Annotated in this window: 12 protein-coding genes; 9 read left to right on the forward strand and 3 right to left on the reverse strand. The window is 68.6% G+C overall.

The genetic code is table 11. The features are described from left to right. Positions 1–37: 37 nt before the first annotated feature. Positions 38–991 carry an MBL fold metallo-hydrolase gene (locus Q0599_RS07715; protein ID WP_298827964.1) on the forward strand — a complete coding sequence of 318 codons (954 nt, stop codon included), beginning with the start codon at positions 38–40 and terminating at the stop codon, positions 989–991. Positions 992–1,019: 28 nt separating this feature from the next. Here Q0599_RS07715 and metK read toward each other — a convergent pair whose 3' ends face one another. Next, a complete protein-coding gene (metK, locus tag Q0599_RS07720) occupies positions 1,020–2,201 on the reverse strand; it encodes a methionine adenosyltransferase (protein WP_298827967.1) in 1,182 nt (393 codons plus the stop codon). A gap of 132 nt (positions 2,202–2,333) precedes the next feature. Between metK and Q0599_RS07725 the strand changes: the two genes are divergently transcribed. The 6 genes from Q0599_RS07725 to Q0599_RS07750 all read left to right on the forward strand — a co-directional run bounded on the left by Q0599_RS07725 (position 2,334) and on the right by Q0599_RS07750 (position 7,845). Beyond that, a complete protein-coding gene (locus tag Q0599_RS07725; RefSeq protein ID WP_298827969.1) occupies positions 2,334–3,194 on the forward strand; it encodes a lysophospholipid acyltransferase family protein in 861 nt (286 codons plus the stop codon). A 7-nt stretch (positions 3,195–3,201) separates the two neighbouring features. Next, positions 3,202–4,077 (forward strand): lipid A biosynthesis acyltransferase, encoded by an 876-nt coding sequence (locus tag Q0599_RS07730; protein WP_298827972.1) that lies wholly within the window; start codon positions 3,202–3,204, stop codon positions 4,075–4,077. Between the two features lie 18 nt (positions 4,078–4,095). After that, complete coding sequence (dapF, locus tag Q0599_RS07735; RefSeq protein WP_298827975.1) at positions 4,096–4,950, forward strand: diaminopimelate epimerase; 855 nt, start codon at positions 4,096–4,098, stop codon at positions 4,948–4,950. A gap of 10 nt (positions 4,951–4,960) precedes the next feature. Further along, on the forward strand, positions 4,961–5,638 hold the full coding sequence (locus tag Q0599_RS07740) for a DUF484 family protein (protein ID WP_298827979.1): 678 nt from the start codon (positions 4,961–4,963) through the stop codon (positions 5,636–5,638). Next, positions 5,638–6,576 carry a tyrosine recombinase XerC gene (locus Q0599_RS07745; RefSeq protein WP_298827982.1) on the forward strand — a complete coding sequence of 313 codons (939 nt, stop codon included), beginning with the start codon at positions 5,638–5,640 and terminating at the stop codon, positions 6,574–6,576. The genes Q0599_RS07740 and Q0599_RS07745 overlap by 1 nt, the downstream gene beginning before the upstream one ends. A gap of 87 nt (positions 6,577–6,663) precedes the next feature. Continuing rightward, positions 6,664–7,845: a class I SAM-dependent methyltransferase gene (locus Q0599_RS07750; protein WP_298827984.1), complete on the forward strand. Its 1,182-nt coding sequence runs from the start codon at positions 6,664–6,666 to the stop codon at positions 7,843–7,845. On the opposite strand, the gene Q0599_RS07755 is transcribed toward Q0599_RS07750, so the two are convergent. Continuing rightward, the gene (locus Q0599_RS07755; protein ID WP_298829323.1) at positions 7,835–8,323 is read right to left on the reverse strand and encodes an Lrp/AsnC family transcriptional regulator; all 489 of its coding nucleotides are present in this window, start codon (positions 8,321–8,323) and stop codon (positions 7,835–7,837) included. The two genes, Q0599_RS07750 and Q0599_RS07755, sit on opposite strands and share 11 nt — an antisense overlap. A gap of 148 nt (positions 8,324–8,471) precedes the next feature. Between Q0599_RS07755 and glmS the strand changes: the two genes are divergently transcribed. Continuing rightward, a complete protein-coding gene (gene glmS, locus Q0599_RS07760; RefSeq protein WP_298827986.1) occupies positions 8,472–10,340 on the forward strand; it encodes a glutamine--fructose-6-phosphate transaminase (isomerizing) in 1,869 nt (622 codons plus the stop codon). 552 nt (positions 10,341–10,892) lie between these two features. Next, positions 10,893–11,501, forward strand: coding sequence for a hypothetical protein (locus Q0599_RS07765; RefSeq protein ID WP_298827989.1), 609 nt, complete (start codon positions 10,893–10,895; stop codon positions 11,499–11,501). 645 nt (positions 11,502–12,146) lie between these two features. On the opposite strand, the gene Q0599_RS07770 is transcribed toward Q0599_RS07765, so the two are convergent. Next, positions 12,147–12,956, reverse strand: a complete 810-nt coding sequence (locus tag Q0599_RS07770; protein WP_298827992.1) for a DUF2182 domain-containing protein — start codon at positions 12,954–12,956, stop codon at positions 12,147–12,149. Positions 12,957–13,182 lie beyond the last annotated feature (226 nt).

Consider the following 13,182-nt stretch of genomic DNA (forward strand, 5'->3'; position numbering starts at 1 on the left):
ATGATGCCGCGTCGTGCGCTCGGGGAGAATCGGACGCATGAGCAATGCCGCCTCCGTGCATGAGCATCCCGCCCTGGCCGGGCTGCGCGTGTTCGAGCGCGGCTGGCTGTCCTCGAACAACATCCTCGTGAGTGCGGCCGAGGGCGAGGAGGGTGCGACGCTGATCGACACCGGACACGTCAACCATGCGGCGCAGACGCTGTCGCTGCTGCGCCATGCGCTGGGCGACGCGCCGCTGGCGCGCATCGTCAACACCCATCTGCACAGCGACCACTGCGGCGGCAATGCCGCGCTGGCGCGGGCCTTCGGCGCACGCATCATCATCCCACCGGGGCTGGCGGCGGCGGCGCGCGCCTGGGCGGCGGACGCGCTCAGCTACGAGGCCACCGGCCAGCGGTGCGAGCGCTTCGAGGTGCATGCCACCCTGTCCGCCGCCGAGGTGCTGGAGGCCGGCGGACGGCGTTTCGAGGCCATCGCCGCGCCGGGCCACGATCCGCATTCGGTGATGCTGTTCGATGCGGCGAACGGGCTGCTGATCTCGGCCGATGCGCTGTGGGAAAACGGATTCGGCGTGGTCTTCCCCGAGATGGAGGGCGAGCCCGGCTTCGCCGACGTGGCCGCGGTGCTCGACGCCATCGGGCGCCTGCCGGTGCGGCTGGTGGTGCCGGGCCACGGCGCGCCGTTCACCGATGTCGAGGCTGCGCTCGGTCGCGCCCGCTCGCGCCTGGCGTCCTTCCTCGCCGAGCCGGCGCGCCACGCCAGGCACGGCGTGAAGGTGCTGATCAAGTACCACCTGATGGAGGTGCGCGAGCAGCACGAGGACGACTTGCTGCGCTGGGCGGCGGCCACGCCGCTGTTCACCGGCGTGTGGCACCGCCATGGCCGCGCGCAGGCTGATTCACCCGAGGGCTGGTGCGCGGCGCTGGTGAACGAACTGGTGGGATCGGGCGCGCTGCGGCGGCGTGCGGGCGTCGTCTCCGACGCAGGCTGAACCCGCAGCCGGCGACGACGCGCGGGCCTTACAGCCCGGCAGCCGCCTTCAGCGCCGCCGCCTTGTCCGTGCGTTCCCAGCTGAACTCCGGTTCCTCGCGGCCGAAGTGGCCGTAGGCGGCCGTCTTCTCGTAGATCGGGCGCAGCAGGTCCAGCATCTGGATGATGCCCTTCGGGCGCAGGTCGAAGTGTTCGTTGACCAGCGCCGCGATTTTCGCGTCGGGGATCTTGCCGGTGCCTTCGGTGTAGACGGTCACGTTCATCGGCTTGGCCACGCCGATCGCGTAGGCCACCTGCACCTGGCACTGCTTGGCCAGGCCGGCCGCGACCACGTTCTTCGCCACGTAGCGCGCCGCGTAGGCGGCCGAGCGGTCCACCTTGCTCGGATCCTTGCCGGAGAACGCGCCGCCGCCGTGCGGGCAGGCGCCGCCATAGGTGTCGACGATGATCTTGCGTCCGGTCAGGCCGCAGTCGCCCTGCGGGCCGCCGATGACGAAGCGGCCCGTGGGGTTGACCAGGTAGCGTGTGTCCTTCAGCCATTCCTTGGGCAGCACCGGCTTGATGATCTCCTCGATCACCGCCTCGTAGAAGCTCGCCTTCAGCTTGGTCGCCGTCTCGCTCTGGTCGGGGTGGTGCTGGGTGGACAGCACCACCGTGTCGATCGAGTGCGGCCTGCCGTCCACGTAGCGCATCGTCACCTGGCTCTTCGCGTCCGGGCGCAGGAAGGGCAGGCGGCCATCCTTGCGCAGCTGCGCCTGGCGCTCGACCAGGCGGTGCGCGTAGTAGATCGGCGCGGGCATCAGCTCGGGCGTCTCGTCGCAGGCGTAACCGAACATCAGGCCCTGGTCGCCGGCGCCGGTGTTCAGGTGGTCATCGCTGGCGTGGTCCACGCCCTGGGCGATGTCGTTGCTCTGCTTGTCGTAGGCGACGAGCACCGCGCAGCCTTTGTAGTCGATGCCGTACTCGGTGTTGTCGTAGCCGATGCGCTTGATGGTGTCGCGCGCGACCTGGATGTAGTCGACATGCGCATTGGTGGTGACTTCACCCGCCAACACCACCAGGCCGGTGTTCGTCAGCGTCTCCGCAGCGACGCGCGAGCGCGGGTCCTGCTTGAAGATCGCATCGAGGATGGCGTCCGAGATCTGGTCGGCGACCTTGTCGGGGTGGCCCTCGGAGACGGATTCGGACGTGAAAAGGAAATCGTTCGACACTCTTAAACTCCAGTCAGGTTGCACTTGCGTTGCCGGCCTGGGGAATCTGGAGGAGCGGCGAACGCTTTAGCAGGATTTGTGAGTCGCCCCGCAAGTAGTTCAGTAACTCGGCGACGCCCCGATTATAGAAAGATGATCCGACTGTTCCGCTGGCTGTCTCGCCGCCCCTTGGGCCTATTGCACACCCTGGGTGCGGGGGTCGGCTGGATCGGCTACCTGCTCTCGCCGACTTATCGGCACCGCTTCCGGGACCATGTGCGCCAGGCCGGCGTGAGCGCCGCCGCGGCGCGCGCGGCCATCGCCGAAGCCGGGCGCATGGTGATGGAGCTGCCCTTTCTCTGGTTGCGGCCGGCGACGCGGCCGCTCGCGGAGTTCACGCGCATCGAAGGCGCCGAGCTGGTCGCGGCTGCCCACGCGGATGGCCGCGGCCTGCTGCTGCTGACACCCCACCTGGGGTGCTTCGAGATCTGCGCGCAGGCCTACGCCGAGCGATTTGCACCGCAGTACGGGCCGGTCACCGTGCTCTACCGGCCGGCCAAGCAGGGGTGGCTGCGCGAGGTGATCGAGAGCTCGCGTGCGCGGCCGGGACTGGCCACCGCGCCGGCCTCGCTCGCGGGCGTGAGGCAGATGATCCGCGCGCTGCGCCGCGGCGAGACAGTGGGCCTGCTGCCCGACCAGGTGCCGCCGGAGGGCATGGGCGAGTGGGCGCCCTTCTTCGGCCGCCCGGCCTACACGATGACGCTGGCCGCGCGGCTGGCGCAGCAGACCGGTGCCGCGGTGCTGCTGATCTGGGGCGAACGGCTTCGTGGCGGCCGGGGTTACGTTGTGCGAATCCTGCCCATGAACGAGGCGTTGCCGGTCGACGTGGCCGCGCAGGCGGAGTCCGCGGCGGTCATCAACCGTGCGATGGAGTCGCTGATCCGCCAATGCCCGCAGCAGTACCTGTGGGGCTACCACCGCTTCAAGGAGCCGCGCGCGGGCGCGGCGGAGTGAGACCGCCTTGGCGACCCGACTGCTGCTCGGCCTGCTGTGGCTGCTGCACTGGCTGCCGCTGCCCGTCCAGGCCGCCTTCGGCCGCGGCCTTGGCGCAGTGCTCTACCGGCTGGCCCGTTCGCGCCGCCGCATTGCGCTGCGCAACCTCGAGCTGTGCTTTCCAGAGATGGGCGCGGCCGAGCGCGAGGGGCTCGCGCGCGACCACTTCGGCTGGCTCGGGCGCAGCATCGTCGAGCGCGGCCTGCTGTGGTGGGCGCCGCGCGAGCGGCTGATGCGGCTGATCCACGTCGAGGGCGAGGTCGACCTCGCCGAGCGCAGCGAACGCCCGGTGATGTGGCTGGTGCCGCACTTCATGGCGCTCGACGTGGCCGGCGCCTCGGTGCTGCTGTTCCAGAAGAAGAAGGGCGCATCGATCTACCAGCAGCAGACCAATGCGGTGATGGACGCGGTGATCCGCCGCGGCCGGCTGCGCCTGGGCAACGCGGTGATCTTCCCGCGCAGCGACTCGGCCAAGCCACTGATCCGCGAGATCCGCCAGGGAACGGGCTTCTTCAACCTGCCCGACATGGACTTCGGCGAGCGCGACGCCGCCTTCGTACCCTTCTTCGGCGTGCCGGCGGCGACGCTGCTCGCGCCTTCGCGCATGGCCAAGCTGCTCGACATGGTGGTGCAGCCGGTGCTGGCCGAGATGCTGCCGGGCGGGCAGGGCTACCGCGTGCGCTTCCTGCCCGCCTGGGACGACTTCCCCAGCGACGATCCGCTCGCCGACACCGCTCGCATGAACCGCTGGATCGAGCAGGAGATACGCCGCAATCCGGCGCAGTACCTGTGGGTGCACAAGCGCTTCAAGACGCGGCCCGCCGGGGAGCCTTCGCTGTATTGACGCAGCCATAATCGCGCGATGCGGCTCCACTTCACCAAGATGCAGGGCGCGGGCAACGACTTCGTCGTGCTCGACGCCACGCGCAAGCCGATCACGCTGACGACCGAGCAGCTGCGCCGCCTCGGCGACCGCCGCTTCGGTGTCGGCGCCGACCAGATCCTCGTCGTCGAGAAGAGCACCACCCCGCGCGTGGACTTCCGCTACCGCATCTTCAACGGCGGCAGCGGCGACGAGGTCGAGCAGTGCGGCAATGGCGCGCGCTGCTTCGTGCGCTTCGTGCAGGAAAAGGGCCTGACGGCCAAGAGCACCGTGCGCGTCGAGACGATGAACACGCTGCTCGAGCTGCATTCGCAGGCCGACGGCCGCGTGACGGTGGACATGAACGCACCGGTCTTCGAGCCGTCGCGCGTGCCCTTCGATGCGAGCGGGCTGGTAGCGCGCGAGACGAACGGCTTCACGCTCTGGCCGCTGGACCTGGGCGACTACAGTGTCGAGGTGGCGGTGCTGTCGATGGGCAATCCGCATGCGGTGCAGTTCGTGCACGATGTCGACGAGGCGCTGGTGGCGCAGCAGGGTCCGGCGATCGAGACGCATGCGCGCTTCCCCCGTCACGTCAATGCCGGCTTCGTGCAAGTGCTCTCGCGCAAGCGCATCAGGCTGCGCGTGCACGAGCGAGGTGCCGGCGAGACGCTGGCCTGCGGCACCGGCGCCTGCGCGGCGGTGGTGGCGGGCATCCGGCTCGGCCTGCTCGACGCGAAGGTCGACGTCGAAACGCGCGGCGGCCTGCTCTCCATCGAGTGGGGCGGCAGCGCGCAGCATGTGTTCATGACGGGGCCGGCGGTCACCGTCTTCGAGGGCGAGATCGACTTATGAAGGGCGCGCTGTGAGCATCCAAGGCATCACCGAGCAGGACATCGCCAACTACCTGGCCAACACGCCGGGCTTCTTCGAGCGCCATGCCGAGCTGCTCGGCTCGGTGCAGCTGACCAGCCCGCACGGCCAGCGCGCGGTGTCGCTGCAGGAACGGCAGATGGAAATGCTGCGCGACAAGATCAAGGGCCTGGAGTCGAAGATCATCGAGATGATCCGCCACGGCCAGGAGAACGTCGCCATCGCCGACAAGCTGCACCGCTGGACGCGAGCCTTGATGTTCACCGCCAGCGCCGGAGAGCTGCCCGAGGTGCTGACGCGCGAGCTGATGCACCAGTTCATGATCCCGCAGGCCGGCATCCGCGTATGGGGCGCCGCCGACGCCTACGCGGCACTGCCGTTCGCCCGTGCCGTCAGCGCCGACGTGAAGAGCCTGGCCGGCAGCCTGACGATGCCGTACTGCGGCGTGAACAGCGGCTTCGAGGCCGCGCAGTGGCTGGACGATCCCGCCGCCGCGATGTCGATCGCGATGATCCCGCTGCGCCACGGCGCGGGCGTCGAGTCCTTCGGCATGCTGGTGCTCGCCTCGCCCGACCCGACGCGCTACACCGCCGAGATGGGCACCGAGTTCCTGCAGCGCATCGGCGAGCTGGCCAGCGCCGCGCTGTCGCGGCTGCTGCCCGTGCGCTGATGGCCGACGCGCCGGCGCCTGACGACATCGGGCGACATCTCGTCCACCTGGAAGTCGAGCGTCGGCTCGCGCCGCGCACGCTGGCGACGTACGGCGAGGCCTTCGAGCGCCTGCGCCGGTTCGTCGACCGGCAGCCGGTCGCGCTGCGCGACGTGCAGGTGCACCACGTGCGCCGCTGGGCCGCGCAGCTGCACGCGCAGGGCCTCGCGCCGCGCAGCATCGCGATCATCCTGTCGGCCTGGCGTGGCCTGTACCGCTGGCTGGGGCGCGACGGGCTCGTCGCGCTGAACCCGGTCGACGGCGTGCGGGCGCCCAAAGCCGGCAAGCCCTTGCCCAAGGCGCTGCCGGTGGACCAGGCGATGGCGCTGGCCGAGCACAGCCCCGACGTCGGCGACGACGGCGACCCGCGCCTGGAGGCGCGCGACCACTGCATCGTCGAGCTGCTCTACGGCTGCGGGCTGCGCGTCGGTGAGCTGATCGGCCTGGACGCGGGTGCGAGCGCGCAGGCGGCCGGCTGGATCGATGCGAGCGATGCCAGTGCCCACGTGCTCGGCAAGGGCAGCAAGCGGCGCAGCGTGCCGGTGGGTGGCGCGGCGCTGCAGGCGCTGCAGCGCTGGCTGGCGCTGCGCGCTGAACTCGCCAGGCCCGACGAGCCGGCACTCTTCGTCAGCATGCGCGGGACGCGGCTCACGCCCAGCCAGCTGCGCTCGCGACTGAAGCGCCGCGCGCTGCAGGCCGGGCTGCCGACGCACGTGCACCCGCACATGCTGCGCCACTCCTTCGCCTCGCACCTGCTGCAGTCCAGCGGCGACCTGCGCGCGGTGCAGGAGCTGCTGGGCCACGCCAACATCACCACCACCCAGGTCTACACGCGGCTCGATTTCGGGCACCTGTCCAAGGTCTACGACGCCGCCCACCCGCGCGCCAAACGCAAGTGAATCCCCGATGAAACCGCCAAGCTCGCCTGCGCTCGCGGCCCCCCGAGGGGATGTTCAGCGGCCTCGGGCAGCCGGACCCCACCGATCATGAAGGTCATCACCCTGCGCGAAGGCAAGGAGCGTTCCCTGCTGCGCCGCCACCCCTGGGTGTTCCAGGGCTCCGTCGACAAAGGCAAGGCCGATACCGGCGAGACCGTGCGCATCCAGTCGAGCGACGGCCGCTTTCTCGCCTGGGCCGCCTACAGCCCGAGCTCGATGATCCGCGTGCGTGCCTGGAGCTTCGAGGAGTCCGAGCGCATCGACGCCGACTTCTTCGAGCGCCGCATCGCCCGCGCGCTGGCACTGCGCGCGCGGCTGCCCATCGAGAGCGACGGCGTGCGCCTGATCCACGGCGAAGCCGACGGCCTTCCCGGACTGATCGTCGACCGCTACGGCGACTTGCTTTCCGCGCAGTTCCTCTCCGCCGGCACCGAGCGGTGGAAGGGCACCCTGGCCGATCTGCTGCTGAGGGCCGCCGGCTGCACGCGCCTGTACGAGCGAAGCGACTCCGGCGTGCGCAAGCTCGAAGGCCTGGAGCCGGCCAGCGGCTGGCTGCGCGGTGACGGCGACACCGAGCTGATCATCCGCGAGCACGGCTGGAAGCTCACGCTCGACGTCGCCGAGGGCCACAAGACCGGCTTCTATCTCGACCAGCGAGACAACCGCAAGTTGTTCGCCGACACCGTGCGCCACTTCGGCCTGCGGCGCGTGCTCAACTGCTACTGCTACACCGGCGGCTTCAGCGTGGCGGCGCTGGCCGGCGGGGCCGAGCGGGTCGTCAGCGTCGACTCGTCCGCACCGGCGCTGGCGCGGGCCACGGCGCATGTCGCGCTCAACGGCTTCGATCCGTCGCGCCACGAGGCGCGCGATGCCGACGTGAACCAGACGCTGCGCGATGCGTTGAAGAACGGCGAGGTGTTTGATGCCATCGTCCTCGATCCGCCCAAGTTCGCACCCACCGCCGCGCATGCCGAACGCGCCGCGCGTGCCTACAAGGACATCAACCGCCTCGCGCTCAAGCTGCTCGCGCCGGGCGGCGCGCTGTTCACCTTCTCCTGCTCCGGCGGCGTGGGCACCGAGCTGTTCCACAAGATCGTCGCCGGCGCGGGCATGGATGCGGGCGTGGATGGCGTGATCTATGCGCGCGTCGCCGCCGCGCCCGACCACCCGCAGACGCTGGTCTTCCCCGAAGGCGAATACCTCAAGGGGCTGGTGGTTCTCAAGTCGTAGCCGTCGCGGGCAGCGCCAGTCCGGGTTCGAATTTCGCGCGCGAGACGCTGAAGAAAGCCTTCACGTTGCGCACGTTGGCGTCCTGCGTGAACAGGCGCTGCACCAGCGCGTGGTAGGCCGGCATGTCGGCCACCTGCAGGACGAGCAGGAAGTCCGGCCCCGGCGAGACGCGGTAGCACTGGCGCACCGCCTCGTCGGCCACTGCGCGGGCTTCGAAGGCCGCGAGGTGCTCGGCGCCTTGCCGGTCCAGCGTCACCTCCACGATCGACGTCAGCCCGGCGCCCAGCTTCGCCGGCGAGAGCAGCGCCACCTGGCGCTCGATCACCCCGGTGTCGACCAGGCGCTTGACCCGGCGCAGGCAGGTGGCCGGCGAGGTGTGGACGGCCGCCGCCAGCGCCTGGTTGGTGAGCGAGGCGTCGCGCTGCAGCTGGTCGAGGATGCGCAGGTCGGTGGCATCCAGAGCGATGGAAGCGGCAATATCTGTCACGAACTATGTTCTGGTGAATCTTTTCTTCACCCGATTCAAGGGATGGTTGAATATTGCATCGATCGACGAAGATTGCAATCAATCGTTCCGGGGGTCTGCCTAGCATCCGATCCCGTCTCCATCCGAAGGAAGCTCCACCATGTGCGGAATCGTCGGCGCCGTCTCCACGCGCAACATCGTCCCGGTCCTGATCGAGGGCCTGCGTCGCCTCGAGTACCGCGGCTACGACTCCTGCGGCGTGGCGGTGCACCAGGGCGGCGAGTTGCGGCGCGCGCGCAGCACCTCGCGCGTGGCCGAACTCGACGCGAACGTCAAGGCCGAGGGTGTCGAGGGCGGCACCGGCATCGCCCACACCCGCTGGGCCACGCACGGCGCGCCGGCGGTGCACAACGCCCACCCGCACTTCTCGCACGGGCCCGCCGCCAAGCAGGCGAGCGCGGGGCGTATCGCGCTGGTGCACAACGGCATCATCGAAAACCACGACGAGCTGCGCGCCGAACTGAAATCGCGCGGCTACGAATTCACCAGCCAGACCGACACCGAGGTCATCGCCCATCTCGTCGATCGCCTGTACGAGGGCGACCTGCTCGATGCGGTGCAGCGCGCCGCGGTGCAGTTGCGCGGCGCCTACGCGATCGCGGTGTTCTGCCGCGACGAGCCGCACCGCGTGATCGGCGCGCGCGAGGGCTCGCCGCTGGTGCTGGGCGTGGGTACCGGCGAGCGCAGCGGCGACACCTTCCTCGCCAGCGACGCGATGGCGCTGGCCGGGGTGACCGACCAGATCGTCTACCTCGAGGAAGGCGACGTCGTCGACCTGCAGCTCGGCAAGTACTGGATCACGAGGCGCGAGGGCGAGGGTCCGTTCAAGCCGGTGACGCGGGAAGTGCGCACCGTTCACGCGCACACCGGCGCGGCCGAGCTGGGGCCGTACCGCCACTACATGCAGAAGGAGATCTTCGAGCAGCCGCGCGCCATTGCCGACACGCTCGACGCGGTGGAGAGCATCACGCCGGAACTGTTCGGCGACGGCGCCTACAAGGCCTTCAAGGAGATCGACAGCGTCCTCATCCTCGCCTGCGGCACCAGCTACTACAGCGGGTCCACCGCGAAGTACTGGCTGGAGAGCATTGCGAAGATCCCCACCACCGTGGAGATCGCCAGCGAGTACCGCTATCGCGACAGCGTGCCCAACCCACGCACGCTGGTCGTCACCATCACGCAGAGCGGCGAGACGGCCGACACGCTGGCGGCGCTCAAGCATGCGCGGTCGCTCGGCATGAAGCACACCCTGACGGTGTGCAACGTGGCCACCAGCGCGATGGTGCGCGAGTGCGAGTTCGCCTACATCACGCGCGCCGGCGTCGAGATCGGTGTGGCCTCGACGAAGGCGTTCACGACGCAACTGGTCGGGCTGTTCCTGCTCACGCTGGCACTCGCGCAGGTGCGCGGCCACCTCGGCGACGAACAGGAGGCCGCGCACCTGAAGGCGCTTCGCCACCTGCCGGTGGCGGTGCAGTCGGTGCTGGCGCTCGAGCCGCAGGTGGTGGCCTGGAGCGAGGCCTTCGCGCGCAAGGAGAACGCGCTCTTCCTCGGCCGCGGCCTGCACTACCCGATTGCCCTGGAAGGCGCGCTCAAGCTGAAGGAGATCAGCTACATCCACGCCGAGGCCTACCCAGCCGGCGAGCTCAAGCACGGCCCGCTGGCGCTGGTGACCAGCGCGATGCCGGTGGTGACGGTGGCGCCCAACGATGCGCTGGTCGACAAGCTGAAGAGCAACATGCAGGAAGTTCGCGCGCGCGGCGGCGAGCTGTTCGTGTTCGCCGATGCCGACACGCGCATCGAATCCGGCGAAGGCGTGCACGTGATCCGCATGCCGGAGCATTTCGGCGTGCTCTCGCCGATCCTGCACGTGGTGCCTCTGCAACTGCTCGCCTACCACACGGCCTGCGCGCGCGGTACCGATGTCGACAAGCCGCGCAACCTGGCCAAGAGCGTGACGGTGGAGTGAGTGCCAGAGCGGGGTGGTAGAGAACAAATGAGTTCGGCAGCGCGAACAAAGATCGGAAAACGCAGCGGCTCGTGAGCAATTAAGTTCGGAACTCCTCGGATCGAGGACTGTCTGCCGATGAGCTTTTCTGCCCTCGACGCAGCGTCTCAAGAGCCAGCGTCAGCTCCTACCGCAACGGGATCGGTCGGGGGCCGATGGCGAGCAGGCGCATAAGACTGAACTGAGTCAGTTGCGGCCAGAGACCTGGACGACTGCTTCCACAAACACGGGTCATTGAAGGTCGCCGGCTTCGACTGACAGCCTCACCACCGACACCGGTCACTCAACCGCCGTTCCCCAGCAAGCCGGCACGACCGGCCGCTTCTGCTTACCGCGGCCCGCTCAACACGACCCCCAGGAGACCACCGAGGCGCGAGATCGCTCGCCGGGAAGTCGACATTGCAGCAGCGGGCCTGTCGGGGATGCCCGCAGTCTCTGGCTTGCGAATCGTCAATTCTGGCGCCGACCGCAGGCACAAACTCGCGCACCTAGGACTCTTGAGGAGAGCGCACCATGCTCCAGCCCAGCATCCTGTTCGCAGGCGCAACACTTGCGCTGTCGGCACTCGGGTCGGCCCACGCGGCCGACCTGTACCCGTGGCGGAATCATGACGCGCCCTTCAACTTCGTCTTTGGCAACGAGATCGACACGCACCAGCAAACCCGCCTGACCCGCGACGGCAGCCTTTTCGGCTTCTTCTACATCCGCTTCACCGGCGTGCAGACGAGGGACCGCTATCCGGTTGCGACCCACGTCGACTGCAACACCAGTCCCGAGTGCACTGTCGGATGGGCGCTGAGTGGCAAGGCCGTCAGCGCGACCTTCCTCTACCAGACCATGAATGAACACCCCGTGTTCCTGGTCAAGCGCGCCGACATCACGCAACCGGGGAGTCCCTCGCACTTCCACTGGCTTGGCGCGGTGATGCCAATGCCACGCCAGACCGTCAACGGCTACCTGCTGCAACTCACCGCGGCTGACCGCTTCTGCTTCATCCACCATGGCGCCGAAGCGGCGAATGCCGCCGCCACGTGTCGACAAAACGGTGGCGTCAATGTCGACCCGGGCGTTGACGTCGCAACGCATCTCAACATCGTTGCGAGCGCTCCACCCGGGATGTGACCGTCATTGCAGACAACCTCGTCAACTTCGCCAACACGATGGTTCCGCCGGCTCCGAGCCGATGAGTCCCTTCCGGCCTTGCGCCGGAACGTACCCAATGACTGGTGAGGAGCGGCCAGGAAGCCGTGCGTCGGCGAGGGCCGTTGATGGCCGGTACAAGCCAGTCGACGTCCTGGCCGGCAGCGTGAATTCGAGCCCGCGCCAGGAAGCCGACTTCCGACTCGGCGGCCTTGCCGACCAAGGTCAGCTTACGGCGATCTTGTCCTAGACCCGGATTCGGCCAGGAGCCGTCGGTCATGAATGTCCGCACTGGGGCGGTCCGGCCTCTTCCTGCCGAGACAACCACCGCCGCACCGTTGTTCCTCAGCTCACGGGCTCCGGGTCGCGCCTGGTGCTGCTTGGGTTGATCCAGTTCGCGGGCTATCCCGGCTCGGCTGCCTCGGGCCTGTTGCGCGGACGCAAGGACGCTCGCGCGCCGATGGCCTTCATGTTGATCGGCTACTGACTGGTCGGTGCGCCGCTCGGCCTCTATCTCTTCGGTGGCATGGGCCTGGGCGTGAGCGGCCTGTGGATCGGGTCGGCAACGGGTGCATGCGTCACCGCAGCGCTGACACTGATGCGCCTGCCAACCTCCCACGCGGGCGTCTACCTCATCAGCGGCGTCAGCAAGCGGACGGCGCCCGCGGTGATCAACCCGTAGCCGAGGATCCTCGCAATCGCCGCACCCCGTGGCGCCAACTTCTCGATCGCGGCTGCCACAGAGAGTGCGGCGATCCAGGCGAGATTCATCACCCCACCGACGAACAGCAGTGCCATCAGCGCCCAGCAACAGCCAAGACAGAACAAGCCATGCCGCAGCCCCATCACGAGTCCGCCATAGGCTCCGGCTCGCCACCCACCGATCAGGGAAGCCATCGGTGTTCGGCAGTGCCCCAGACAGGTTCGCTTCAGCGGTGAGAACTGGTAGACGCCGGCAATCAAGAGCAAGGTGCCCGTCAATCCGGCGGAGGCGCTGACGATCATTGGACTCAGCAGGTTCATCGCCTGGAGCGACCACTGCATTGCCGCTGCGGCGACGCTGAAGCCGGACCAGATCAGCAGGTACGCGCCGACGAACGCGCTCGCGCGCAACCGCTCGCCGGCTGCTCGGCAGGTGCTCGTGAAGGCCAGGACCATCGGCATGGCCGACGGCAACATCATCGCGGCCATCATGATGGCCCACATGCTCCAGATCGCCAGCAAATTGCCTGCGGTCCAGTTCGATGACGCGGGCATCGCCAGTTGCACCAGTGGATGCCCCATGTCGAGCGCCATCCAGGCCAGAGCGGCCCAGCCACTCACACTGAGCACCAGCAGGAGCGGCGTCATGTCGTTCGCCCTCTTCGCCGCGTTGGCCGCAATGGCGAGTTCCGATGACGATGCGCCGTCTATGGGATCCGGCACACGCGTGCTCATAGCGGTGCAGCTCCGATGACAGAGTTCATCGGCCGACCATGGGCGCATAGGCACGCCTTGTCAACCTCAGTCACGGGATCGCAGCGATAGGGCCTTCCCAGCATGACCGGCCAGGAGGGTCATCGGTTGCGTGTCGATGCGAATGGGCATACGGTGTCCCGTGACGGGTGCATGGTGCGGTCGTCCAATCACTGGGTCGCCGTCGACATGTCGGCGACCGAACGAA

Origin of the sequence: uncultured Piscinibacter sp., assembly GCF_937952055.1 — a bacterium.
In the GTDB taxonomy this organism is placed as follows: domain Bacteria; phylum Pseudomonadota; class Gammaproteobacteria; order Burkholderiales; family Burkholderiaceae_C; genus Piscinibacter.